The organism is Pedobacter sp. UC225_61 (genome assembly GCF_044452285.1).
In the GTDB taxonomy this organism is placed as follows: Bacteria; Bacteroidota; Bacteroidia; order Sphingobacteriales; family Sphingobacteriaceae; genus Pedobacter.
This window is the reverse complement of sequence record NZ_JBIOAL010000001.1, coordinates 2,121,712-2,146,524: the sequence shown is the minus strand read 5'-3', so window position 1 is coordinate 2,146,524 and position 24,813 is coordinate 2,121,712. Positions and strand designations below refer to the sequence as shown.

Below are 24,813 nucleotides of genomic sequence, written 5' to 3'. Positions count from 1 at the left end.
AAGGATTCATAAATTTCTGAACCCTTTTACAATTACTTATTGACCAGTAGCCTCATTAATGGCTTGCTGTTCTTTTAAAGCATCTACATTATTTTTGTTTCCAAAGTTTTGGGTTTTATCTGCAAAGTAAGCAAGTATATCCACAATTGAATCGAGATTGTCTGCTACACGTTGGTGCATATCGGGCAAATCTTTATCCAATTTTTTATCACTTAGTTCTATATTGTCAACTTCAATTTTTCCAATTTTTTGAATAATTGCTTGTTGCGAATGTTGTAAGTCTTCTAATTCTCTTACAATCTTTTCCATTAATTCAAACTTTTTCAGAGTATCCATATGGTAATTTATTAACGTTAAAATTTATATTATCCATTATAGAACGCATTTTTCATTAAAAAGTTTGAAATATCTTAAGGAGGTATTGCAAATCTAAATTATAACTAATAAATTAGTTCAAAAATAGGTCACTATGAAAATGTTCATTTATACGCTCTCTTTTGCATTTGCTTTTCAATTTTCATTTGCACAATCTGCAATTTTAGACAAAGAAAAATTACTTGAGTTTTATCAAACTCAACGCTATGCAGATGCAGCTCTATATCTTCAGAGCATTTATCCTTCAGATACTAAAGATGTAAAAGCATTAAGCCAAATGGCCTATTGTAATATGATGGCGGGAAAGTTACCAGAAGCCGAAAAAAGCTATTTAAAGATTAACGAAATTCAACCGAATACGCTACCTGTCCTTTTTAATCTAGCTAACATTAATACAAGAAGAGGAAACGATTTAAAAGCAAAAGGTTATTTAGAAAGTATTGTTAAAATAGACACCACAAATTTTAATGCTTTTAAGCAGTTAGCAGGCTTAATAAAAGACAGCTTACAGTTAAAAATTACCTATTTAAAAAAAGCTAATTCTCTAAATCCAGCAGATGCGGATGTGGCAACTGATTTAGCTCAAGGGTACAGAGATTTACAAAAATGGGCATTAGGATATCAAGTTCTAAAAGTTGCTATTGCGGCAGATACCAGCAACTTATTTTTACTGCAAGCACAATTACCATTTGCAAACGAATTAAAAAAATACAAGGAAGTAATTTATGTTGGTGAGAAATTGCTGAAAGATGGTGCCGATGCGAATGTGGTTAAGGATGTTGGTAAGGCCTATTATTTTTTAAAGAACTACGAAAAGTGTATTAGTTATTATCAAATGCTTGAAAAGGTTGATAAACAGACAGAAATGACGCTCTACATGATGACTTTGAGTTATCGAGAATTAAAAAACTTAGAAATGGCCGCAACTTATGCGAAGAGAACCATTGAAGAAGGAATTTCTCCAAATACGAGCACATATTACAGTTTATTGGCTGCTTTACAAGAAAGCAATGGCAAGTTAACCGCAGCCGTAGCATCTTATAAAAGGAGTTTAACTTTTAACGAAAATGGAAACACTTATTATAGACTGGGTTTATTGTACGATTTAAAATTAAAACAGTTGAAAAACGCTTCGATTTATTATAACCTTTATTTGGCGAGTAAACCTGATACGAAAGTAGAAAAAGGACAAATAGACTATGTAACAAGTAGATTAGCTGATTTGAAATCGCTTACGAAATAGATTCGAATATTGGTTTTACATCTGACCAAAATTGGTCTAGGGCAATTATTCTTGGTTTTAAGAAGGAGATTAATGCTTGCCAATCATTTTGATTGAAAATACTTACTTCGTTTAAAGTGGTTGAAATTCTGGATAAAGGTGCCCCAAAATCATTTAAGATTTCATCTTCCCAAATCCAGTCTTCCGCTAAAGCATCTTTAAATAATGTTTTAAAAGCTAAAAATTGTTCAAAGTATAGTTTTCTAATTTCTTTATCGGGGTGCGTAATATCTATTGAAATTATTGCCTGTTTTTTTCGGCATTCATTCTAAAAAAAATATGCTTTACACCAGTTTTATAGTTAATCCAGTTTATTGGTAATCCTTCAGCTGATGAAATGGGTTTCATGTACTTACCGAAAGTTATCCAAAATTGTTGCCGGATTTTTGATGCTTCTTCTTTATTGTACATTTTTTTATTGTTGCATTACCCTGTAAATTAAACCTGATAAAAGCGAGCAAGAAGCATTCCGAATGAAGCTGCAGGGCTGATTTTTATTTGAAACTGTTTTTGCTTTTCGAAAAAATTAACATTATAAAGTAAGAGTCGTTAATGATAACTTATTTTATATTTTTTCCCTTATTTATTCCCCATTAACCGAGCAACATATTTACCAATAATATCAAATTCTAAATTAACTGTATCTCCTACTTTTACTTCGTGTAAATTGGTGTGCTCAAAAGTATAAGGAATAATAAATACCGAAAATTCATTGGCCTGTGAATTTACAACTGTTAAACTAATTCCATTTACACAAATTGAACCCTTTTCTACAGTGACGTTGCCTAAATTTGAATTGTATTTAAAGCGAAATTCCCAACTCCCATCTAACTCATTTACTAAAATACAAGTAGCCGTTTGGTCTACATGGCCTTGCACAATATGACCATCTAAACGCCCATTCATTTGCATGCAACGCTCTAAATTAACTTTACTGCCAATTTTCAAATTTCCTAAACTCGTTTTATTTAAGGTTTCTTCTATGGCGGTAACTGTGTGTGAATTCTCATTTAATGCTACAACAGTTAAGCAAACGCCGTTATGTGCCACACTTTGATCTATTTTTAGCTCGGCACAAATAGCAGATTTCACTGTAAAATGAATATTAGTTCCTTCTTTTACAATATTTTCAACTTCGCCTAGCGTTTCTATTATTCCTGTAAACATTTAACTGTATTTCTTTCTGTTTTTTCGCCAATTATTAGCTACTTCATTGTTTTGTGCAAGGCTAATCTTATCTTCCTTTTTAAGTAATAAAACCGCAGTAAGTGCAGCTAATAATGCTTCTTCCTCATTATCTTTTTTTAAACTATCGGCGTTAAAATACTTACTTACGAAATGTGTATCAAACTTGCCCGATGTAAATGCTTCATGCTGCATTACAAATTTACCAAAGCTTAAGGTAGTTTGTATGCCTGTTATGTCATATTCATCAATTGCTCTAATCATTCGCTCAATTGCCTCCTCTCTAGTTGAGCCATAGGTGATGAGTTTTGCAATCATCGGATCGTAATAAATAGGGATTTCCATTCCTTCTTCAAAACCATCGTCAACTCTTACTCCGTTTCCTTTTGGAGTGCGATACGTTTGTAGCGTACCAATATCTGGCAAGAAATTATTTAAAGGATCTTCTGCATAAACCCTTAATTCCATAGCATGCCCACTAATTTTTAATTCTTCTTGCTTAAAGCTTAACACTTCACCCCTAGCAATTTTTATCTGTTCTTTAACTAAATCTAAACCTGTAATCATTTCCGTAACAGGATGTTCTACTTGCAAACGCGTATTCATTTCTAAGAAGAAAAAATCTAGATTTTCATCTAAAATAAATTCTACCGTACCTGCTCCAACATAATTAACCGAACGAGCCACATCAACCGCACATTTACCCATTGCTTGTCTAATTTCTTCAGTTAAAACAGAGGAAGGTGCTTCTTCAACTACTTTTTGATGACGACGTTGGATTGAACATTCGCGTTCAAATAAATGAACAATATTTCCGTGTGTATCGCCTAAAACCTGAATTTCAATGTGCCTTGGTGAAGTCACGTAACGTTCTATGAATACTGAACCATCGCCAAAAGCTGATGTTGCTTCACTTACTGCTAAATGCATTTGTTCTTCAAAATCAGCAACTTTTTCTACAATACGCATTCCTTTACCACCACCGCCTGCAGCTGCTTTAATTAAAATAGGGAAACCAACTTCAACCGCTCTTTCTTTTGCTTCATTTATATCGGTAATTGCCTCTTCAGTTCCTGGCACCATCGGAATATTATAGGTTAAAGCTGCAGCTTTAGCAGATAATTTATTTCCCATAATCTCCATCGCCTCTGGTGTTGGTCCGATTAAAATTAGTCCTGCTGCTGCAACTTCTTTGGCAAAAGCAGCATTTTCTGATAAAAAACCATAACCTGGATGAATGGCTTGAGCACCTGTTAATTTACAAGCCTCAATAATTTTATCACTTTTTAAATAAGACTGATTTGATGGCGCTGGACCAATACAAATTGCTTCATCTGCATAGCGGACATGCAAAGCTCCTCTATCAGCTTCTGAAAAAACAGCGACTGTTTTAATGTTCATTTCTTTTGCAGAACGCATAATACGCAGTGCAATTTCACCACGATTGGCAATAAGAATTTTTGAAATGTGAGCCATACTTATTATAGATGTAGATGTGTTAAGATTTCTATGGCTTTATCAACCATTGTTGAGGAAATATCCAAATGAGTAACCAATCGGATAGTTTGATTAGATGTACTATTACATAAAATGCCTTTTGCTTCCAATGCTTTTACTACACTATCTGCTTTTAAACCTGGAGAAACATCGAAAAGAACAATATTAGTTTCTACTGGCATGACTGAATTTACGTAATTTGTTTTGCTCAATGCATCTGCCAAAGCTTTTGCATGTTTGTGGTCTTCCGCCAAACGATTAACATGATTATCTAATGCATAAATTCCTGCTGCTGCTAAAAAACCTGCTTGTCGCATGCCGCCACCTAAAACTTTTCTAATTCTTGTGGCTTTTTTAATGGTAGCTTTTGAGGATAACAAAACAGAACCAACAGGAGCACCTAAACCTTTAGAAAGACAAACTGAAATTCCATCGAAATATTTGCCGTAATCTTTTGCTTTATCACCTGTGGCTACAAGTGCATTAAATATTCTTGCACCATCAAGGTGGAGTTTGATTCCTTTTATTGCACACAAATTATGGATAGGTTCAATTTGCGAAAGTGTATAACACTTACCTCCTCCTTTGTTTACCGTATTTTCTAAAACGACTAAACTTGAATTTGGATAATGGATATTTTCGACATTAATTTCTGGTTCAATCATTTCTGGCGTTAAAATTCCTCTTTCGCCATTCAATAATCGAACAGATGCTAAGGAATTATAAGCAATTCCACCACCTTCATAACGATATACATGGGCGGTTTGATCGCAAATTACTTCATCCATTGGTTGAGTAAAACATTTTATAGCGATTTGATTGCTCATTGTACCTGATGGACAGAATAAGGCAGCTTCCATATTAAATAAGCTAGCCAACTTTTCTTCTAAAGCATTTACAGTTTCATCTTCTCCAAAAACATCATCACCAACTTTTGCATTCATCATTGCTTCAAGCATTCCAGCCGTTGGCTTGGTTACCGTATCACTTCTAAAATCTATTTTATCCATACACAAATATTGGTTTTTTGAATGCTTTGCAATCATCAATATTAAAAAAATTACACTACTTAATTACTAATGAATTTATAAAAATCAACAAATTCCCTATGCCAAAACCATTCGCTATGCTTACCATCAGCTTTTTCGACCATTTTAATATTTTTATTTGTACCAGTAGGATTTAAAATCTGAAACACATTTTTCATATCACTAACCATTGCTTTGCCTTCTAAATCTCCGGCTACCAAATAAACTTTGCTTTCATTTAAATTCTTTAGCTTATTTTTAATATCAGCTTCTATCGTTTTACCTAGCCAAAATGCAGGTGAAAAAACTCCAGCTTTGCCAAAAACTTTTGGATAAGTTGCAATGGCGTACATAGAAATTAAACCACCCATAGAACTACCGGCAATTGCGGTGTTTTCACTATCTTTTTTTGTTCTATATTTTTTATCTACATATGGCTTTAAAGTTTCAACTAAAAAATCAACGTAAGCTTTGCCTTTTCCCTTACCATATTCACTATCATACGGATTATATTCCTTTAATCTCTCGCTACCACCATGATCTATCCCTATAACAATGTATTCTTTTTGTCCTTTAGCGATTAAACTATCCAATAATTCATCCACACCCCATTCTCCATAGCCGCTGGTTAACTGATCAAAAAGATTTTGTCCATCATGCATATATAATACAGGATATTTTTTGGTTGAAGAAATATAAGATGGTGGTAAATAAATCCAAATCCGCCTTTTTGCAGCTAATTGGGGGATTAAAAAAGCAGTATCAAGAATATGAACATTAACTGATTCTGTATGTTTAAGCGGTTCTTTTTTAAATTGATCTGCCCAATTAGCCACGGTAATTTTAACTATTGTATCCCTTTTCAAATTCAAACTCCGATTTGCTAAAGCATTTCCTTTACTTCCAGCCTCTACCTTATCCCAACTTCCACGTGTAATTTTGTATTCGTATATATCAACTGGCAATTGCTTTTCTAGTAAATAATCACCGTTAACTTTTGAAAACTGAAATGCAGCATCATTAGGTTTCCAATTATTAAAATTACCAGCAAGAAAATATTCAGCTACCGAATCCTTACTTGGTGGAATATTTTGCATTTCGAACTTAACTTTAACTTGTGCGTTAGCTCTTAGAAAACTGTTTGCAAGAATGAGGAAGAAATAAATCCATTTCATTGTTTTTATTTAATTGGTGTATTTATAGCTTTGTTTTTAAAAAAATGAGGCAATTTTCAAATCATTTAACAAATAAATAGAAATAATTACTTTTTTTATCATTTATATTTACAGCCAAATAAATTAACAAGAAATAATTGCTATCAGTAGAAATGGATAACGTCAATATCAAAAAATTAGCTAAAGCCCTTCATCTTTCTACTTCTACCGTTTCTAGAGCATTTAGAGATAATAGCGATATCAACGCTGCTACAAAAGAACGTATTTTGGCAATGGCAAAAGAATTAAATTATCAGCCAAACCATTATGCTAGTAATTTAAGGGAACAAAAAAGTAAAACTATTGCTGTTATCGTACCAGAGTTAGCCAATAATTATTTCTCATTAGCCATTCAAGGTATCGAAAGAGTGGCAAGTGCAAAAGGTTACCATATTTTAGTGTATGCTACAAATGACCAGTTTGAAAAAGAAGTTTCTTTTATCAAGCATTTACATAATGGCAGAGCCGATGGAATTATAATGTCTGTTTCTGGGGAAGCAAATGATCATAATTATTTAAACGAACTTTCTAAAAAACGACTTCCATTAGTGTTTTTCGATCGTGTTTACGAAGATATTATCACTCCTCGTGTAATTACGAACGATTACGAAAGTAGTTTTTCTGCCACCAAACATTTAATTCAACAAGGTTGTAAACGGATTGCTTATTTGGCAGTAAATAAAACCTTATCCATTGGAAAAACCCGTATGCAAGGGTATATTGATGCATTAAAGAAATTCAAAATCCCATTTAAAGATGAATTAATCATTGATTGCACTAATAATTATAAAGAAAACATAGATCATTTAAAGCAAGCATTTACAGAATTAAAGCCCGATGGTGTTTTTACTTCCGTTGAGCGTTTGGCTTTTGCCACTTATTATGCTTGTTATGACATTAATCTTTCTATCCCAAAAGATTTAAAAGTAATTGGTTTCTCTAGTTTAGAGATTGCACCATTACTAAATCCTGCGTTAAGTACAGTAACTCAACCAGCCTCCGATTTAGGCAAAACAGCTGCCGAATTACTCTTTAAAATGCTAGAAAATCCAGGTGATATAAACCCCGATAGTGAGGTGATTTTAAAGTCGAAATTAATACAAAGAAAGTCTACCTCAAACGACTAAAAACCGCTCGAATTTTACGTTAATTTTTAGCCTAAAAAATCACTCATTTTTTATCAAAAAAAATCTGGTTTTTGCCAAAACACGCAGAATTTTGCCTTTGGTGTTCAAGCAAGTTTTCATTTTGTATTGATTTTTTCGGGAACGTTCCCGAAAACGTTCCCGAAAAACCTAAAAAATAGAGCATAGTGTATAGATTACACTTTATTTTAAAAAATTAAAATATAAATAGTTGAATACCAATAATTTGAAAAATTAAAATTATCTTTTTAAAAAATAAAAATTAGCTAATTATTCGCTTTTTCTAACGTTTTACTTCCTTAAAATATGGTGTTTAAAAAAAATATGATATAAAATTTTGATTTTTCATATCCAACGTTAAATTTACGTTAACGTGTTACAACACATTTTATAACCAAATATTTAAACTTTAAAACGGGCTTTTTCTATGAAATTATTTTACCCCATTAAGCTTAGTATATTGATGTTTTTTGCGCTCTGCTCTCTAACTGCATTTGCGCAAACCGGAAGCATTTCTGGTAAGATTATCGATGATACTAAACTTCCAATTCCTGGAGCATCAGTTCAAGTTGATGGCACCCAAAAATTAACTGTTACCGATAGTGAAGGAAACTTTAGAATTACTGGTTTAGCAAGTGGTACTTATACCTTAACGGCGAAGTACATTGGATTTACTGCTTTAAAATTAACCACTACTGTTGGTACTGGTAATACAGTATTAAATTTTAACCTTAAATCAGAATCTCAAAATCTTAATGAAGTAATAGTTGTAGGTTATGGTACACAGACCAAACGTGAAGTAACTGGAGCCATTTCTAAAGTTAGTGGAGATAAACTTACTTCATTACCAACACCAAGTTTCGAAGCAAGTTTGCAAGGTCAAGCTCCTGGCGTACAAGTTACTCAAGGAAGTGGCTTAGCTGGTAGTGGGTCTGTAATTAGAATTAGAGGTATTGGTTCAATTAGTGCAGGTGGCGATCCATTATATGTAGTGGATGGTATCCCAGTAACATCCGATCCTTTTATCACAGGTAATCGTGGAGCAATGAATTCAAAATCCATTAGCAACTATTAACCCTAACGATATTGAATCGGTTGAGATTTTAAAAGATGCTGGTGCTGCAGGTATTTATGGTTCTCGTGGTGCTAATGGTGTAATTTTAATTACAACTAAAAGAGGTAAAACAGGAAAACCTAGAATTTCCTTCTCTTCTAAATATGGTTTAAGTACTTATGCAAATAAACCTGATTTTGTAACGGGCGCTGAATGGCTACAATTACGTCAAGAAGCTTGGACAAATGATGGAAACACTGGCCTAGCAACTTTACCTGGAGGATTAACCTGGGCTCAAGCTCAGCAAAACAACACCGATTGGTGGGGAATTTTAACTCAAACAGGTAAATCAAACGATCAGGCTATATCATTTAGTCAAGGTACTGATAAAATTAAAAGCTACATTTCTGCTAATTATAGCGATAATGAGAGCTTTTTAAAAGGAAACTCTTATGAACGTTATGGTTTCAGAACAAACTTCGATATAAAACCAACTTCTTATTTCACAACCAGTATTAATGTGGGATATGATAAAGGTATTAACAAACGTGTTAATGCAGCTTGGGGCGGTGGTTTAGGTGATGCAATGTCTACAGCGTTACCAATTTATCCAGTTAGAAATGCTGATGGAACTTTCTTTAGTGGTGGTGCAAATCCTGCTAGAAGTCTTGGCCTGTTAGATTGGAAAACTAGAAATGAGCGCTTGTTAGCCGGAATAACAATGGAACTAATTCCTGTTAAAAACCTAAGCATTAAAGGAAGTTTTAACATGGATAATTTAGATGTTCAAGACAATATTTATACCCCTGCTGCTTTAGCAGGTACAACAGATGGAAGCGCAACGTTATATCCCACAAAAATATTTAACCGTAATTTCTCAGGTACCGCAACATACATTTGGCAGTTAGACAACAAGAACAAATTCAAGTTTTTATTAGGTACAGAATCTCAGTTGAACTACAAAAACACTTATCCTGGAGGCATTTCAGCTACAGGTTCAAATATTACAGAGCCATTTTCAGAAAACAAGGCTAATCTTTATCTAGCAATGCAAGGTATAGTATCTAATGGGGTTTTAGTTTATTATGATGGTTATCAAAGAGATACATTTGCTTCTATCTTTGCTCGTATCAACTATTCTCATGACGACAAGTATAATTTAGAAATATTAGCTCGTAGAGATGGGTCTTCTAAATTCGGCCCAGAAAACAAATATGGTTATTTTCCTGCTGCGTCAGCCTCTTGGTTTATAAACAAAGAAGATTTCTTAAAAGACAGTAAGGTAATTAGCAATCTAAAATTAAGAGCTAGTTACGGTTTAGTTGGTAGCTCTAGTTTCCCATCTGCTCAATATTATCAGAATTTCCAGTTCTCTGGAAGTTATAATGGACAGCCTGTATTATTTCCAACAAACGTTGCTAATCCAGCATTAAAATGGGAAGAAGGAAGAAATCTCGATTTAGGTTTAGATTTCGGTTTATTTAAAGACCGCATTAGCGCAGAATTTTCTTACTATAAGAAAACAACAAACGGCGCATTAATTAATGGTGGTATTTCTCCTTCAACAGGTTTCGGTTCTGGATATTTAAATGTGGGTAAAATTTTAAATGAAGGGTATGAATTGAGTTTAAACACCATCAATATTCAAAATGATAACTTTAAATGGGTTACTAGATTAAATGCTTCTAAAAATTATAATGAGGTATTAAGTTTAGGTGGTTTAACTCCAGATGCTGTTGGTGGCGGTACAAATGATACGCGTATCGCAGTTGGTTATCCGATCGGGACGAATTTCTTAGTAAGATATAAAGGTGTTGATCCAGCTGATGGTTTACCTATTTGGCTTGATAAAGATGGCTTTGAAACCAAAACATTTTCATTAGACAATCGTGTTCCAGTTGGAAAAATTCTACCTGATTACGTTGGTGGTTTAACTAATACTTTCTCTTATAAAGGTTTTGAATTAAATACGTTATTCACATTCGCTATTGGTGGAAATCTTTACGATGCTTCTGCAAAACGCCAATTAGGTGTAGTTACTGATTGGAATATTAGAACAGATATTGCTAATCGATGGAGAAAACCTGGTGACAATGCAGATTTCCCACGGTTAACGTTAAATCCAAGCACATATGCAGGCTTATCAAGCGAATGGCAATACAATTCGACCATGTTTTTATATGATGCAACATTTGTTCGTTTAAGAGAAGTAACGCTCTCTTATACTGTACCTGCTAGTTTCACTAAAAGATTAAGATTACAAAGTCTAAAACTTTTTGCAACAGGTATGAATTTATTAACCTTTAGTAAATACCCAGGTGGTGATCCAGAAATTGCAAGGGATTTCGAAAATCCTCAAGACAGGAACATGAGTCCTAACGTAACCTATTTAACTACTCCTCAGCAAAAGTCGTTGACTTTTGGATTATCAACTTCATTTTAGATAGATATTAATAGATAAAAAAATGAAAATCAATTATAAAAATATATTAAAATCATTCTTAATACTTTCAGTCATAACAGCTGTAGGAACAGGATGTAAAAAATTCTTGGAAACCCCACCTATTGAGTCACTTCCTAAAGATGTAGCCATAGCTGATGAAACAGGATTGAAATCAGTAATGAATTCAGCTTATCAAATTGTAGGAGGAGGAAATATGTTTGGTGGTAAAATACAAGCCATTAATGAGATGCTTGCCGATCAATTAAATGGCTCATTACTGAATGGTGATTTTGGAGAAATTTATGGCCGTAAAACCTCTGTGTTTGGTGAATATAAAAATGGGATGTACACTGATATGTATCAAGCTATCTTCAGAGCAAATACAGTATTAGAGAATTTGGATAAAGCGACCTCAATGAAAGATAATTTAGAAGGTCAAGCTAAATTCATTAGAGCTCTAACACATTTCCAAGTTGTACAATTATTTGCCCAACCTTATGGTTTTACAACTGACAACTCACATTTAGGTGTACCAATTAGAACAAGTACAACCATTGATGCAGGTGTCCGTGCTACCGTTAAGCAAGTTTACGATCAAATTATTGCCGATTTAAAAGTTGCAGAAGTAAAATTACCTGACGATAATGGTGGCTATGCAACTAAATGGGCAGCTAAAGCATTGCTAGCTAAAGTTTATTTTCAAATGAACGACTTTACGAATGCGTATGTATATTCAAATCAAGTAATTGCTAGTAATAAATTTTCTTTAGATACTTATGCATCACGATTTGCTATAACTGGATCCAAAGAAAGCATTTTCAGAATTATTTACACCAATGGAGGTTTTGAACCTGGAAATGAATTAAAAGGACAGTTTAGATCTGATAATAATGCACCGACATTACGATTTACTACAGATTTTTATGCAAGTGTAAATACACCAAACGATGTGCGTAAAGCATGGTATGAAACGACAAAATATCCTGGAGTGATTGCTACTAAAAAATATAACTCCGATCATATCGAAGTACCAGTGCTATACTTAACTGACATGAAATTAATCAGGGCCGAATCTGCTGCAGAAACTGGAACAAACCTTACAACTGGCGCACAAGACATTAACGACATTTTAAATAGAGCCTATGCTGGTACGAAAAGTATTCCTTTAGCATCTTCTGCAAGCTTAATTAAAAGTAATGTTCGTTTCGAACGCAGTATTGAATTTGCTGGTGAAGGAAATCGGATTTCTGAAATTAAAAGAATTGGTGCAAAAGGTGAAAACATTGATAAACGTGGTGCAGTATGGAATTGCCCAGGTTTAATCTTACAATTTCCACAAGGAGAAATGTCAAGTAATACTAGTTTCCAAAGAAATGTTGAAGGTGGTTGTAACTAATTAAAAATATAAAAATGAAAAACATTAAATATATCATAATGGTAATATGCATCCTATCTGTATGGGGATGCAAGCCAGAAGAATTTGGACCAATTGGAGCCGAGGAGAATATTTTGAAGGAATTGCAAGGGACTTGGGGTTTAACAAAAGTTACTCAAAAGGATGAAGATGCAGTAACCAAAGGCTTTCCCTATAAAGAGCTAGACATTACAAATGTATATGCCTATAAAGATTTGGTTATTGCCTTTCAGGGTGATGCTACTGGTGCGCCAACAGCATTTACAATTACCCCTGGCAACTCTCCTAAAATCGCTGACTTTAATACAGGCACTTGGGTAGTAGACAATGCGAAAGCACCTACAACAATTACGTTAAAAAATGGCACTGCTACTTCAGATTTAACAATAGGTTCTTATGCTGAATTGAAATTAGGAAAGTTTTATCTTAAAAAGGTGAAAAAGTTTAACGGTAAAGCTATAGTAAGTTATACCTATCAATTCACTAAAAAGTAATCGATAAATTAAAGAAATTATGAAAAAATTAATATTATCAATCATATTTACCTTAAGTGCAGCATTTGCATTTGCTCAGGTTACTTTTAGTCCAGCTACTTTTACTTCTGAGGATGAAGTTATCATCACTCTTGATGTTACTGGCACACCCCTAGCTGGTCAAAATGATGTTTACATATGGGCATTCTCTAACGACGGTGTTGGAGGTGGAAAAGATGCATTAACAAATGGTCAATGGGGCAGTTCTTCCGAATCAGCTAAAATGACCAAAATTGCTACCAATAAATTCACATTTAAATTTACAGGCACAACTCTATTTGGTCAGAGTCCTGCCGAACTTATCAATTTTGGCTTTTTAGGTAAAAGCAAAGATGGAACAAAACAAACACAAGATTTTAAACCTTATAAGTTTGATCCATTAGTGTTTACCCCATCTCAATTCCGCATTTTCCCTGCTAAGCAAGATTTTACAGATATGAGTACGGTTTACTTCCATCAAGATTTAGCAACAGATCAAAACTTACAGCGGATGTTTGATGTAAAAGTTAACCTTACTTTTTATAATGATGCTGGAGCAGTTGTTGCTACCAGAACAGCTTTGGTAGCGGTTAAAGAATCAAGCACAGTATATTCCTATTCATTTATTCCTGAGAAATTAATAACGCTAACTGCCGGAACTAAACTAAGCAAGTTTACCTATCAATTTACAGGTAGTGTTAAAGATGCAAATGGTGGAAATGTAGGAACAGCAGGACCTGTGAATGAAGTAACTTATACCATCTTTAATTAAGCTCGATCATGAAAAATAAGATATTATACACCTTACTAGCTTTTGTAGCAATTGCTTTTGGTTGTAAAAAAACAGAATTCTATGAAATGTCTAAAGGCGAAGCACTTGGAACTTTTACCGTTGCAGCGCCAGTAAACAATACCATGTGGGTATTAAATTCGGCAACCCCTAATGCAAAAGTAGTTTTTAGCTGGAGTGCTGCAAAACCTGGTGTGAGTACTATGCCAACCTACAAATTTGTAGCAGCCTTGAAAACTGGTAGTCTAACTACACCTTTGTTAGAAATACCTTCAGATAATAATGGAGCAAGTACTACTTTAACCTTCACTCAAAAACAATTAGATGATGCTTTAAAAGCTAAATCTATTGGTGACGGTATCAAAGTTGATTTAATTTGGGCAGTTAAAGCGACCAATGGAGATATGACTGTAAGTACTTCTCCTGCTTTAAATATTGCCATTACTCGTATGGGCGATGGAGTAAGTAACTTCCTTTTATACGGACCGGTCTCATCAACTACTCCTGTGGTTATTAACCCAAATTCTACTACAGATTTCATGAACTTTAAATGGCAGAAATCTTTTCCTGGTGTAACGGCAAACGCAACTAAATATCAAATTAAGTTTGTTGCAAAAGGGGGCAATTTTTCAACTCCTTTATTTACCTATACCTCAAACAATAGTGGTTTAGATTCTGCATTAGCAGTGAATTATAAAGATATTAGCGATAAATTAACTGCTGCTGGTTATACAGATCAGGCTACCCCTGTTGCTTTGCAGTGGACTGTTGAAGCAACTTCTGGTTCGTTCAAAAAAACAGCTGATTACGTAAATGATTTGGTCATTACCAGAGAAGTTAAAATGTTCTTAGTTGGTGGTGATACACCAGCTAGTTGGACAGCTGAGAATGCATTACCAATGATTGCCGACAAAAATAATCCAGGTACTTTTTATATTTATGTAAAATTAAATGCTGGGAATGGTGGTTTGAAATTCTTAAACCAACAACAATGGCCGGGTGGTAGTTTAAATTCTTCTGATTGGGGTATGAAACCTGGAACTCCAGGTGATGCTGCTGTTGACAACGAAGTTAACATTGAAAACTACGGCGCAAGCGGTGTATATCGTGTATCATTTGATCAAAAAAATCTTAAATACTATGTTCAAGATGGTAGAATGGGAGCTGTAGGTGATGCAACAGCTGCAGGTTGGAATCCACCTAACGTTTTCCCATCGCAAGGTCTTACCTTGATATCAACTAATAAATTTATTGGCTTTGTAAATCTAAGTGCGGGTAACTCTTGGAAATTTATTGATGGTAATGCTTGGGGTGATGGTTCAGTTGCTGGATCCAAAGATTTTGGAAAAGTAAAAACCAAAACAGATGGCTCCATTACACAAGGAGATGCAGACAACATGACCGTTCCTGGTGCAACAGGATCATACCGTATAATTTGGGATGGAACAGATATTAAAAACCTAAAATACACTATAACTGATGGAACAGTATTTTTAGTGGGTGATGCAACTGCTGGCGGTTGGGATAACTCTGCTGGTAATGCTTTACTTCCAGCAATGACTTATAGCGGAAGCGGAAAATGGACAGTAACTACTAACTTAAGTGCTGGTCAATTTAAATTCATTGCAACCAAAGGAAGTTGGGAATATAATTACGGAGGTTCTGCTGGTGTTATTGCAGATGGTGGTGATAACTTAGTAATAGCATCTGCTGGAAATTACACTATTAAATTAGATGAGTACAACAGAACGTACTCTATTACCAAAAACTAAAACCTCATTTTAAAATGCAAAAAGCCCTTAATTAATTTTAAGGGCTTTTTGTTTTTTAAGATACGCGATACCAATAAAACAATCAGTCCAAAATCCGTGTTATTAGTGTATAAAGTACACTTTTAAAAAAACTTTCATTTAAGCCCCATCAATCGTTTGATTATAAACTTATCATTACCAGAATAAAAACTATATTTTAATTTTTTATTTCAAAAAAAGCCACATATATTGCTGCACTTTTTACGTATTACACAACTTAACCAAACCAAAAATGATAGTTATTGCAGATGGTGGATCAACAAAAACCAATTGGTGTTTGATTAACGAAGCAGGGAGAAAAATCCATTTTAATACCGAAGGATATAACCCCTATTTTGTAGACACCGATTATATTGAGAATTCTTTAAAGAGTTCTTTACCAGATCATCTTGAGCCAGAAAAATTAACCGAAGTATATTACTATGGAGCTGGCTGCTCTACCGATGCAAAAAGAAAGATTGTGGAAGATGCCATGCAAAAGATCTTTATCAATGCAAAAATTAACATTGGTCACGATTTATTAGCTTCTTGTCGTGCCTTATTGGGAGACAACGAAGGCTTTGCTGCTATATTAGGTACAGGAACTAACAGTTGTTTATACGATGGAAAAGACATTTCTTTAAATATTGATTCTTTAGGCTATTTCTTAGGCGATGAAGGTAGCGGAAGCTATATTGGCAAGCGTATTTTAGCAGACTACATGAAAGGTTACATGCCAAAAGGACTAAGAGAGAGCTTTTATGACAACTATGCTTTAACTAACGAAGATATTTTTGATCACATTTACAACAAACCTCTACCAAACCGTTTTTGTGCAAGCTTTAGCAAGTTCATTTACGATTTCAAGGAAAACTACGAAGATTACACCAATTCAGTTGTAGATTATGCGTTTACTGCTTTCTTCGAAAACTTAGTGATCCACTACCCTAACTATAAAAACTACGAGTTAAACTGTGTAGGTTCAGTAGGCTATAGTTTTAGAGATAGTTTAAGTATAGTAGCCGATAGATATGAAATGGGTGTAGGTAAAATTATCCGCTCTCCTATAGATGATTTAGTGGATTATCACTTAAGCAAAAAATAATTAATTCACTCCGTCACCCTGAACTTGTTTCAGGGTCTGACTAGAAAGATGCTGAATTTATTTCAGTATGACATAGTTTCAAAAAATAAAAAAGCCTCGATTAATTGATTGAGGCTTTCCTTTTTATCTATTATTTAAGAGAAATTACTGTACAATAATCTTTCTACTAAAAATCTTATTATCAACCTGTAAAACCAAAATATACATGCCAGAGGTAATGTTGTTTTTAGCCAGTTCCCAATCGTACTCGTGTTTACCCGCAGCTATTTCTTGCTTAATTAAAACGGCTAATTGCTTTCCTGTTAAATCTACTACGCGTAACGTAACTTTTGCTTTTGTAGCAAGCGTATAGGCAATGGTAGTTTGAGTAGTTGCAGGATTTGGATAATTAGTAAAAGAAGGATTTTGCTTAACAATTAAAGCTGATTCATCATCCCAATCAATAGTAGAAGTAGATGTAGCTGTTAAATCTATAAGTGTATAATTTGATGAAGTAGTAGAATCTGTTGTTGAAGATGGAGTATAGGCTTCTGATTGCGCATAAACAGATATATTCATCGCAATTAGACCAATAAAAAATACAAACAATTTGTAGAGTTTCTCCATACAAGCAGATTGATAGTGTAAATATAACACATGAACCCTAAAAAGCAACGAAATAAAGTATTTTTTTTCGATACGAAGTTGATAGGCTTATTTTTAAGTCCTACCGTCTATTGGGTATGGTTTAAACCTAATTTTTCTTTAAAAAGAAATCTCCTTACCAAATAATTTCGCGTACTTCCTTTTATCAAATTTATACAATGTTGCTGCCCTAAATGAAACCCCTTTCTGTTTCTCATCTAATTCCTTCAACACCTTAAAGCTCAATATCTTTTTCCTGAAATTACGCTTATCCAATTTCTTACCTAAAATAAGCTCGTAAACGTTTTGTACTTGTGTTAACGTGAATTTTTCAGGTAATAATTCAAAAGCAATTGGCAAATGTTTAATTCTACGCTTAATCTTTTCTAAGCCTTTATCAAATATGTGCTGATGGTCAAAACCTAATTTTGGTAATTCTTTAACATTTATCCATTGTGCTTTTTTCGCATAACTAGTTAACGGTTTTAAGGCTTTATCACCACCTAAACGCAACATGGCATAATACGCAACGGTAATTACTCTACCTTGGGGGTGTCTATCTACCTCGCCAAAGGTATAATATTGCTCCATGTAAATATCACTCAAGCCTGTAAGCTCATGTAAAATACGCGAGGCCGATTGGTCTACACTCTCATTCTCCCCTACCAAATTACCAGGCAAAGCCCACCAATCTTTAAAAGGTTCTTCATTTCGCTCTATTAATAAAATTTTGAGCTCTCCGCCATCAAAACCAAATAAAACGCAGTCAATTGAGACCGCCGAATTAAACACAGGTAATACTTCTTTCAAGACAAATCCGTTTTTATATTTTATAATATTAGAACAAAATAAATATACTTACTCCGTTTATTCACAATAATAATGAAAAAAAATTACTTAGTGTAAAAAATACACAGTATATTCGTATATTAAAATGAAATCTAATATCAAAAATATAGCCGTATTAACCTCGGGAGGAGATGCCCCGGGAATGAATGCCTGCATTAGAGCAGTTATTCGTACTGGAATATACCACGGATGCAATATGTTCGGGGTAACACAAGGTTATCAGGGTTTAATTGACAATAACATTAACCCAATGGATGCCCGATCTGTAAGTAACATTTTACACATGGGCGGTACGATATTAAAAACTGCCAGATGTTTAGCTTTTAAGGAAGACGAAGGCATGGAACTCGCTTTTAAAAATTTAAAAGCAAAAGAAATTGACGGATTAATTGTGATTGGTGGCGATGGAACCTTTACAGGTGCTAAACGCTTTGGCGAAAAATTTGGCATTAACGTAATAGGCATCCCTGGTACAATCGATAATGATTTATACGGTTCAGATTTTACCTTAGGGTACGATACTGCCGTGAACACAATTATAGAAGCGATTGATAAAATTAGAGATACAGCCGATTCTCACGACAGATTGTTCTTTATAGAAGTAATGGGTAGAGATTCTGGTTGCATTGCATTACGAACAGCTATTGCAAGCGGTGCAGAGGCAGTTTTATTACCAGAAAAAGAAACTTCATTAAAAGAATTAATTTCAAAGTTGAAAGCAGGTGCAAGCACTAAGAAATCATCAAGTATTGTAATTGTTTCTGAAGGAAATAAATACGGTGGGGCTTACGATATCGCTAAAAGTGTGAAAAGAAAATTCACGCATTACGATACGAAAGTAACTATATTAGGTCACTTACAACGTGGTGGTAGTCCTAGTGGTTTCGATCGTATTTTAGGAAGTAGATTGGGGTATGCTGCCGTAAATGAAATGATTAAAGGCGAAACGATGCAAATGGTTGGTCTTCGTGGCAACGAAATTAAACTCACCAGTTTAGAAGAAGCCTTACATGTTCACAGTTACAAGTTAGAAGCTGATTTATTAGAAATGACTCACGTTTTATCCATTTAAATACATAAAATGATAGCAGTAGTTTATAGCGGATCTAAAAGTGCTTTTTGGAAAATTGCAAATGAAGGCAAATCAGTTGCCGAATGCACTATTCCAGGCATTAATCCTTGCTTTAACGACCAAAAGCATATCCTTTATCTATTAAATAAAAACATCACGCTAATTAATCACGCCGAAAAAATCAAACGGTTATATGTTTTTGCTGCTGGCGCATCATCTGTTGCCATGCAAAACTCTTTGGCCCAAACCTTAGGCATGTTCTTTAAAAATGCGAAGATAAAAGTGAAAGATGATTTATATGGTGCATCTATTGCAGCATGTTATAATCAAAGTGGAATTGTAAGCATTTTAGGTAGCGGTGCAAATTGTGCTTATTTTGATGGCAAGCAACCTGAACAGAATAACTTTGGTTTAGGGTATATTCTTGGCGATGAAGGTTCTGCTAACTATTTGGGTAGAGTATTGTTAAAACACTTTTTAGAAGAGAAATTGCCGGCAGACTTAACAAAACTACTGTTAGATAAATACAATTTGGATAGACCGTTAATTTTAGAACGGATTTACAAAAAACCTAACGTACAAAACTATTTGAGCTCTTTTCTAGATTTCTATATCGAAAATAGAAACCATAAATACATAGAGCAGTTGATAGATCAAGCTTTTGAGAAATACATCAGCACGTATCTGGTACCAACCGCAGCACAACACCCTAACGAACATGTTCATTTTGTGGGTACTGTTGCCGGAACGTTTCAAGATAGATTACGTTTAGTTGCAGAAAAACATGCAATTAAAATTATTACGATTACTAAAGAACCGATATATAATTTACTTAATTATTACACAAATTAAATACAATGACTAAAGTAGGAATAAATGGATTTGGCCGCATAGGCAGACTAGTTTTTAGAGCTGCATTGAAAAGAGGATTGGATATTGTTGCCATCAACGACTTAATAGAGCCAGATTACATGGCTTATATGTTAAAATATGATACTACACATGGCCGTTTTGACGGAACTGTTGAAGTAAAAGACGGACACTTAGTGGTAAACGGAAAAACAATCCGCATTACTGCAGAAAGAGATCCGGCAAACTTAAAATGGGATGAAGTTGGTGTAGAAATCGTAATTGAATTTACAGGCTTATTCTTAACTCGTGCAGATGCAAACAAGCATATCGCCGCTGGTGCTAAAAAAGTAGTCTTCTCTGCTCCTGCAAAAGACGATGATATCCCAACGTATGTAATGGGTGTTAACCACGATAAATTAACAGCAGATCAAACTGTTGTTTCTAATGCATCATGTACTACTAACTGTTTAGCGCCAATTGCTAAAGTGTTAAACGATAACTTCGGTATTGTAGAAGGCTTAATGAGCACAATACATGCTGTAACTGCAACACAAAAAACAGTAGATGGTCCAAGCGCAAAGGATTGGAGAGGTGGTCGTGGAGGTTTCTCTAACATCATTCCATCATCAACTGGTGCAGCAAAAGCTGTAGGTAAAGTATTACCAGAATTAAAAGGCAAATTAACAGGAATGTCATTCCGTGTTCCAGTTGCCGATGTTTCTGTAGTAGATTTAACAGCACGTTTAGAAAAACCTGCTACCTATCAGCAAATTAAAGATGCAATGAAAGCTGCATCTGAAGGATACTTAAAAGGTGTGTTAGGCTACACAGAAGATGAAGTGGTTTCATCTGACTTTATTGGAAACGATAACGCTTCTATTTTTGATGCTGGAGCTGGGATTTCTTTGAATGATAATTTTGTTAAAGTTGTTTCATGGTATGACAACGAGTGGGGTTATTCTTCTGCCCTTGCTAAGTTTGTAGAATACTATGGAAGTTTAAAATAATTCCCTTCTACATTAATTAAAATGGCGATGCTTTTAGTATTGCCATTTTTTTGTGCTTATTTTTTGGGGATGGTTTTGTGTGGAGAGTTTTGCAAGAGCTTACACAGATCTACATTTTTTTTAACATTATATCTTATACACACTCGTCCTTGCGAGGGAGGTTTTCACCGACCGCGGCAACCTCATTCTTGCTATACCTATTATCAACAGGAGATTGCCACCTCGCTGCGCTCCTAGCAAAGACGTTTAGCTTTAACCTAAATTCTTCAAGCAAACAATTAAAGTAAATAGTAATATCTTAAAGACAACATCTTATTGGTTGTTGTTCTTGATCCTAAAGAAAAAGCGAATATCTTTTCTCATTTTCAAAGCAGATCTACGTCATTAGCTTTTTACACTAACAATTTGATCATTGCATCAGGCCTAATGCTGAGCAACAGTAGCAAATTGTTCATGAACATTAGCACAATGCTGATTAACATTACTAAAATGTTGATGAACAAAAGTTCATTATTCATCAACAAAAGCAAAATGTTCTTGAACAAAAGCTCATTGTTCATCAACAAAAGCAAAATGTTCTTGAACAAAAGTTCATTGTTCATCTACAAAAGCAAAATGTTCATGAACAATAACAAAATGTTGATGAACAATAGCTCAATGTTCATCAACAAAAACCCAATGTTCATGAACAATAGCACAATGTTGATGAACAATAGCAAAATGTTTATCGCATCTCAGTTCTCTTCTTTTGTTTCAGGCAGCATTTACCCCTACTTGCCTAATTATTTAACAAAAGTTTAACATCATTTGCTACATACAGTAAAAGATTGGAACTATTTTTGCGTTATAGAAACAAGCAAATGATAGCTCTAAGTAGGTTTTGTCATTTTAATAACAGAAAAGTAACAAAACTGAAACTTTCTTAGTGTACTTTTTACACTATTGAAAATTATTATTATATTTGCATCATCATTCGTTGATCACCAACGTATCGATTGAAAAAAGAATACAATGTTTCCTTCCTGGTTAGAAGGAAAATAAAAGATAACCCGTTCATACAGGTTTATATTTGGTTAGAAAAAGAGATCAGTCTGGATGGATGATCTCTTTTCTTTTTTAGGAGAGGGTATTATCTCCAAAGATAAATAATTTCATTAGCTACAATTAGATGTTCAGCTACCACTCTAATAATAGTCCTGCGTCAATTGATTTTTTAGTACTTTGGTCAGAACATTATGCTCTAAATTCCTGCTTTAGGGTGGATTGTAACATACAATAATCGAATTCACATTTATTTTTAGTATATCGAATTAATCTAAAATTCTATTTATAGAATTAGCTTTATTTTTGCATATCAATTCTTTTATTTTTTGTCCCACTTCAATTCCATTATTAAAGTTGTGGGATATTTTACTTTTAAATCATGAATGAATTTTCTTGCCTTGTTCAATCTTCTCACATCTACACTTTTCAAATAAGCTAACCAACCATTCACTTCATAAAGTAGTTTTTTATTCTTTTGCTCAGAATCCTTTGTTAAGTGAAATATTTTTGCCCGAAGAGTTTTGTATTTATTTTTACCAATTCCTATGCTATTATTTGATATAGTTAAACCTGTAACTATCTTAGCTCTTGACAGTCCTGCTATTCTTGTCTTAGATGTATTGATAATATAACCTTCATCCTGAATAATCTCCTTTACTTTCGGGATTATTTGAATGACTTTCGATGGAGTCAGTCCAGAAAATGATAAGTCATCAGCATAACGAGTATAATTAATCCCTCTTTTACCAACATATCCCTGAAGTCTTACATCTAACCGCCACGCTGTTAAATTAGCCAATTTTGGAGAACACGGACTTCCCTGTGGCAAAGTTTCCTTATATGTACAAATTTTCGAAAGAATTATTGCAATTAGGTTATTGTAGCCAATTGCTCTAAATATATTGAAAATCTGTTTTTGAGTAATCGTTGGAAAAAAATCTTTTAGATCTATTGTAAGTACTGAGTTTGCTCCTATATGTGGTTTTGCATTATCATAAGTTGATGAACCTTTTTCAAATCCTTTACAAGAATTAGATACTTTTAACTTATTTAAAATATTAACAAGCACCCATGATTGTAAACCCTTTAGTTTTTTACTTGGTTGGCTTATATCTCGTAACTTTCCACTTTTTTTAGGGATAGTGTAAGTTTTGTAATATTTATCAGAATTTTGAGATAATTGATAAATTGTAAATTTCGATATGTGCGTTTGATTTGAAAAATCATCAATGCTTTGGATTACTGGCAACCCTAACATATTTAATCTAATTGTATCTGTTTTGCTCATAAAAATAAAAAATGAGGGCTTGAAGTTTTTACTTTCAAAAATATTGAGAGAATTATAAAGGGGATGGCGAGGTAGCGAGTCCATTCACTTTATAATTTTAGAAAATAAACATAAGTTTAAAACTCGGGTGCCGGAACAACACCCACTCGTATCAGTAAAGTTAAACTCTACTTAACGTCTAAAAAAATTATGCCCTCAATTTTTTATTTCTATTTTTCAAATTTAATATTTCTAACCTTAAGTCGTCGATCGCAAGTACTTTTTTTGCATTTTTATTTCTATGACTTACATTTCTATAACTTAAAAATTCTTGGTTACCTAATGCGGTTAGTCTAAATCCTTCTGAAGTAGATTCTATAAACCGTTTTTTTGTTAATACTGTTAATATTGCATCTGTTGAGCTTTTTGAATTATTTTCATCCTCAATAGCATATGAAACTATTTTAGATAGTTCAGTTTTGTAAACTGGTTCTAGTAAAAAAATTGCTGGTATTAAAAACCTATCAAGCTGTAATAGACTAATTCTATTATCCTTTTTTATATTATTTCTCTTTATTTTTCTTAGAGATGAAACGATTTTATCAACTTCTGTATCACGTTCTAAAGAGAAAAGAGCACTCAATCCTGTAGTAGATTTTCCTAATTTTGTTTCATCGATATAAACCACTCCATCTTTATTAGTCCTCTTGACAAGTTTTACTGGCCCTTGATTAATAAAACTTTTATCCCGTTTATATTTTATATCTAAGATGCATAACATTTTAATTCGTAGATTTTCATTATTTGCAAAAGCACCTAATTCAGCAAAAGAGCCAGCACTTTCAGGAATCACAACTACTACATCAACACTATCTGCAAGTAAGTTTTCCAATGAAAGCAAATCAGAAGATGCAGAGCTGTATAATAGTTCCTCAAAAATATCTTCTGGATAAACTAAATCATAATTCCCAGAATACCACAATCTATTTTCTAAGATATCAGCAATTCTAAATCTCAGACTTGTTTTGTCCGATATTGCTTTTCCACATAAGAAAATGCTGATTTTATATGTCCTTGCTGGTTCGAAAATATCTTTTCGAATTTTTGAGGCTATAATCTTACAATCTCCTTTACTTAACCCCGTTTTTTTTTGCATTATAATCTACTTTTTTAAACTTAAAGTTAATAGTTTAGATGAACTTTAGGGATAAAGTTATATCATTTTAATAACTGCTATATTCGAATTATATTAAATATTTTATTA

General features: G+C 33.7%; 21 protein-coding genes and 1 pseudogene. 12 read left to right on the top strand and 10 right to left on the bottom strand.

Translation table 11 applies throughout. The annotated features are described in order from the left end of the window. Positions 1-36 precede the first annotated feature (36 nt). A complete protein-coding gene (locus tag ACHMWN_RS09915; RefSeq protein ID WP_372817860.1) occupies positions 37-336 on the bottom strand; it encodes a hypothetical protein in 300 nt (99 codons plus the stop codon). A gap of 133 nt (positions 337-469) precedes the next feature. On the opposite strand from ACHMWN_RS09915, the gene ACHMWN_RS09910 reads away from it, so the two are divergent. Next, positions 470-1,618, top strand: a complete 1,149-nt coding sequence (locus tag ACHMWN_RS09910) for a tetratricopeptide repeat protein (protein WP_397300343.1) — start codon at positions 470-472, stop codon at positions 1,616-1,618. Here the strand turns inward: ACHMWN_RS09910 and ACHMWN_RS09905 are convergent. The 5 genes and pseudogenes from ACHMWN_RS09905 to ACHMWN_RS09885 form a co-directional block, all read right to left on the bottom strand. After that, positions 1,608-2,068 (bottom strand): annotated as a pseudogene (locus tag ACHMWN_RS09905) (DUF4268 domain-containing protein). The gene ACHMWN_RS09910 and the pseudogene ACHMWN_RS09905 overlap by 11 nt on opposite strands. A 168-nt stretch (positions 2,069-2,236) precedes the next feature. Continuing rightward, positions 2,237-2,824 carry a riboflavin synthase gene (locus ACHMWN_RS09900; protein WP_397300341.1) on the bottom strand — a complete coding sequence of 196 codons (588 nt, stop codon included), beginning with the start codon at positions 2,822-2,824 and terminating at the stop codon, positions 2,237-2,239. Continuing rightward, entirely contained in the window at positions 2,825-4,318 is a 1,494-nt protein-coding gene (gene accC, locus ACHMWN_RS09895; protein ID WP_397300338.1) for an acetyl-CoA carboxylase biotin carboxylase subunit, read from the bottom strand. Between the two features lie 5 nt (positions 4,319-4,323). Continuing rightward, positions 4,324-5,349, bottom strand: a complete 1,026-nt coding sequence (locus ACHMWN_RS09890; RefSeq protein ID WP_397300336.1) for a threonine aldolase family protein — start codon at positions 5,347-5,349, stop codon at positions 4,324-4,326. Positions 5,350-5,408: 59 nt separating this feature from the next. Beyond that, the gene (locus ACHMWN_RS09885; RefSeq protein WP_397300331.1) at positions 5,409-6,542 is read right to left on the bottom strand and encodes an alpha/beta hydrolase; all 1,134 of its coding nucleotides are present in this window, start codon (positions 6,540-6,542) and stop codon (positions 5,409-5,411) included. Positions 6,543-6,679: 137 nt separating this feature from the next. On the opposite strand from ACHMWN_RS09885, the gene ACHMWN_RS09880 reads away from it, so the two are divergent. The 8 genes from ACHMWN_RS09880 (at position 6,680) to ACHMWN_RS09845 (ending at position 16,834) form a co-directional block, all read left to right on the top strand. Continuing rightward, complete coding sequence (locus ACHMWN_RS09880) at positions 6,680-7,708, top strand: LacI family DNA-binding transcriptional regulator (protein ID WP_397300328.1); 1,029 nt, start codon at positions 6,680-6,682, stop codon at positions 7,706-7,708. Positions 7,709-8,153: 445 nt separating this feature from the next. Further along, positions 8,154-8,801, top strand: a complete 648-nt coding sequence (locus ACHMWN_RS09875; RefSeq protein ID WP_397300325.1) for a carboxypeptidase-like regulatory domain-containing protein — start codon at positions 8,154-8,156, stop codon at positions 8,799-8,801. Then, positions 8,776-11,223, top strand: a complete 2,448-nt coding sequence (locus ACHMWN_RS09870; protein WP_397303566.1) for a SusC/RagA family TonB-linked outer membrane protein — start codon at positions 8,776-8,778, stop codon at positions 11,221-11,223. The genes ACHMWN_RS09875 and ACHMWN_RS09870 overlap by 26 nt, the downstream gene beginning before the upstream one ends. Positions 11,224-11,245: 22 nt before the next feature. Further along, positions 11,246-12,619, top strand: a complete 1,374-nt coding sequence (locus ACHMWN_RS09865; RefSeq protein ID WP_397300322.1) for a RagB/SusD family nutrient uptake outer membrane protein — start codon at positions 11,246-11,248, stop codon at positions 12,617-12,619. A gap of 14 nt (positions 12,620-12,633) precedes the next feature. Further along, on the top strand, positions 12,634-13,131 hold the full coding sequence (locus ACHMWN_RS09860; RefSeq protein WP_397300321.1) for a DUF5004 domain-containing protein: 498 nt from the start codon (positions 12,634-12,636) through the stop codon (positions 13,129-13,131). 19 nt (positions 13,132-13,150) lie between these two features. After that, a complete protein-coding gene (locus ACHMWN_RS09855; RefSeq protein WP_397300318.1) occupies positions 13,151-13,921 on the top strand; it encodes a hypothetical protein in 771 nt (256 codons plus the stop codon). An 8-nt stretch (positions 13,922-13,929) separates the two neighbouring features. Then, positions 13,930-15,711, top strand: coding sequence for a SusF/SusE family outer membrane protein (locus ACHMWN_RS09850; RefSeq protein ID WP_397300316.1), 1,782 nt, complete (start codon positions 13,930-13,932; stop codon positions 15,709-15,711). A gap of 271 nt (positions 15,712-15,982) precedes the next feature. Further along, the gene (locus ACHMWN_RS09845; RefSeq protein WP_372820286.1) at positions 15,983-16,834 is read left to right on the top strand and encodes an N-acetylglucosamine kinase; all 852 of its coding nucleotides are present in this window, start codon (positions 15,983-15,985) and stop codon (positions 16,832-16,834) included. 144 nt (positions 16,835-16,978) lie between these two features. Here ACHMWN_RS09845 and ACHMWN_RS09840 read toward each other — a convergent pair whose 3' ends face one another. After that, positions 16,979-17,440 carry a T9SS type A sorting domain-containing protein gene (locus ACHMWN_RS09840; RefSeq protein WP_397300314.1) on the bottom strand — a complete coding sequence of 154 codons (462 nt, stop codon included), beginning with the start codon at positions 17,438-17,440 and terminating at the stop codon, positions 16,979-16,981. Positions 17,441-17,578: 138 nt separating this feature from the next. Continuing rightward, a complete protein-coding gene (locus ACHMWN_RS09835; RefSeq protein ID WP_173268436.1) occupies positions 17,579-18,268 on the bottom strand; it encodes an NrtR DNA-binding winged helix domain-containing protein in 690 nt (229 codons plus the stop codon). 124 nt (positions 18,269-18,392) lie between these two features. Here ACHMWN_RS09835 and pfkA point away from each other — a divergent pair, with 124 nt between their 5' ends. The 3 genes from pfkA to gap are packed head-to-tail and all read left to right on the top strand — an operon-like array spanning position 18,393 to position 21,238. Beyond that, on the top strand, positions 18,393-19,379 hold the full coding sequence (pfkA, locus tag ACHMWN_RS09830; RefSeq protein WP_397300311.1) for a 6-phosphofructokinase: 987 nt from the start codon (positions 18,393-18,395) through the stop codon (positions 19,377-19,379). A gap of 9 nt (positions 19,380-19,388) precedes the next feature. Next, positions 19,389-20,231, top strand: a complete 843-nt coding sequence (locus tag ACHMWN_RS09825) for a hypothetical protein (protein ID WP_397300309.1) — start codon at positions 19,389-19,391, stop codon at positions 20,229-20,231. Between the two features lie 5 nt (positions 20,232-20,236). Beyond that, positions 20,237-21,238 (top strand): type I glyceraldehyde-3-phosphate dehydrogenase, encoded by a 1,002-nt coding sequence (gap, locus tag ACHMWN_RS09820; RefSeq protein WP_397300306.1) that lies wholly within the window; start codon positions 20,237-20,239, stop codon positions 21,236-21,238. A gap of 1,363 nt (positions 21,239-22,601) precedes the next feature. On the opposite strand, the gene ACHMWN_RS09815 is transcribed toward gap, so the two are convergent. Beyond that, on the bottom strand, positions 22,602-23,570 hold the full coding sequence (locus ACHMWN_RS09815; protein WP_397300304.1) for a retron St85 family RNA-directed DNA polymerase: 969 nt from the start codon (positions 23,568-23,570) through the stop codon (positions 22,602-22,604). A gap of 187 nt (positions 23,571-23,757) precedes the next feature. Then, positions 23,758-24,705, bottom strand: coding sequence for a retron St85 family effector protein (locus tag ACHMWN_RS09810; protein WP_397300301.1), 948 nt, complete (start codon positions 24,703-24,705; stop codon positions 23,758-23,760). Positions 24,706-24,813: the final 108 nt, after the last annotated feature.

What these genes read in the sequence shown, in the direction of transcription:
- ACHMWN_RS09890 (WP_397300336.1), bottom strand. Translation starts at nt 5,349, where the DNA reads ATGGATAAAATAGATTTTAGAAGTGATACGGTAACCAAGCCAACGGCT.
- ACHMWN_RS09855 (WP_397300318.1), top strand. Translation starts at nt 13,151, where the DNA reads ATGAAAAAATTAATATTATCAATCATATTTACCTTAAGTGCAGCATTT.
- ACHMWN_RS09915 (WP_372817860.1), bottom strand. Translation starts at nt 336, where the DNA reads ATGGATACTCTGAAAAAGTTTGAATTAATGGAAAAGATTGTAAGAGAA.
- ACHMWN_RS09845 (WP_372820286.1), top strand. Translation starts at nt 15,983, where the DNA reads ATGATAGTTATTGCAGATGGTGGATCAACAAAAACCAATTGGTGTTTG.
- ACHMWN_RS09810 (WP_397300301.1), bottom strand. Translation starts at nt 24,705, where the DNA reads ATGCAAAAAAAAACGGGGTTAAGTAAAGGAGATTGTAAGATTATAGCC.
- ACHMWN_RS09875 (WP_397300325.1), top strand. Translation starts at nt 8,154, where the DNA reads ATGAAATTATTTTACCCCATTAAGCTTAGTATATTGATGTTTTTTGCG.
- pfkA (WP_397300311.1), top strand. Translation starts at nt 18,393, where the DNA reads ATGAAATCTAATATCAAAAATATAGCCGTATTAACCTCGGGAGGAGAT.
- ACHMWN_RS09910 (WP_397300343.1), top strand. Translation starts at nt 470, where the DNA reads ATGAAAATGTTCATTTATACGCTCTCTTTTGCATTTGCTTTTCAATTT.
- accC (WP_397300338.1), bottom strand. Translation starts at nt 4,318, where the DNA reads ATGGCTCACATTTCAAAAATTCTTATTGCCAATCGTGGTGAAATTGCA.
- ACHMWN_RS09900 (WP_397300341.1), bottom strand. Translation starts at nt 2,824, where the DNA reads ATGTTTACAGGAATAATAGAAACGCTAGGCGAAGTTGAAAATATTGTA.
- ACHMWN_RS09860 (WP_397300321.1), top strand. Translation starts at nt 12,634, where the DNA reads ATGAAAAACATTAAATATATCATAATGGTAATATGCATCCTATCTGTA.
- ACHMWN_RS09885 (WP_397300331.1), bottom strand. Translation starts at nt 6,542, where the DNA reads ATGAAATGGATTTATTTCTTCCTCATTCTTGCAAACAGTTTTCTAAGA.
- ACHMWN_RS09825 (WP_397300309.1), top strand. Translation starts at nt 19,389, where the DNA reads ATGATAGCAGTAGTTTATAGCGGATCTAAAAGTGCTTTTTGGAAAATT.
- gap (WP_397300306.1), top strand. Translation starts at nt 20,237, where the DNA reads ATGACTAAAGTAGGAATAAATGGATTTGGCCGCATAGGCAGACTAGTT.
- ACHMWN_RS09865 (WP_397300322.1), top strand. Translation starts at nt 11,246, where the DNA reads ATGAAAATCAATTATAAAAATATATTAAAATCATTCTTAATACTTTCA.
- ACHMWN_RS09850 (WP_397300316.1), top strand. Translation starts at nt 13,930, where the DNA reads ATGAAAAATAAGATATTATACACCTTACTAGCTTTTGTAGCAATTGCT.
- ACHMWN_RS09815 (WP_397300304.1), bottom strand. Translation starts at nt 23,570, where the DNA reads ATGAGCAAAACAGATACAATTAGATTAAATATGTTAGGGTTGCCAGTA.
- ACHMWN_RS09840 (WP_397300314.1), bottom strand. Translation starts at nt 17,440, where the DNA reads ATGGAGAAACTCTACAAATTGTTTGTATTTTTTATTGGTCTAATTGCG.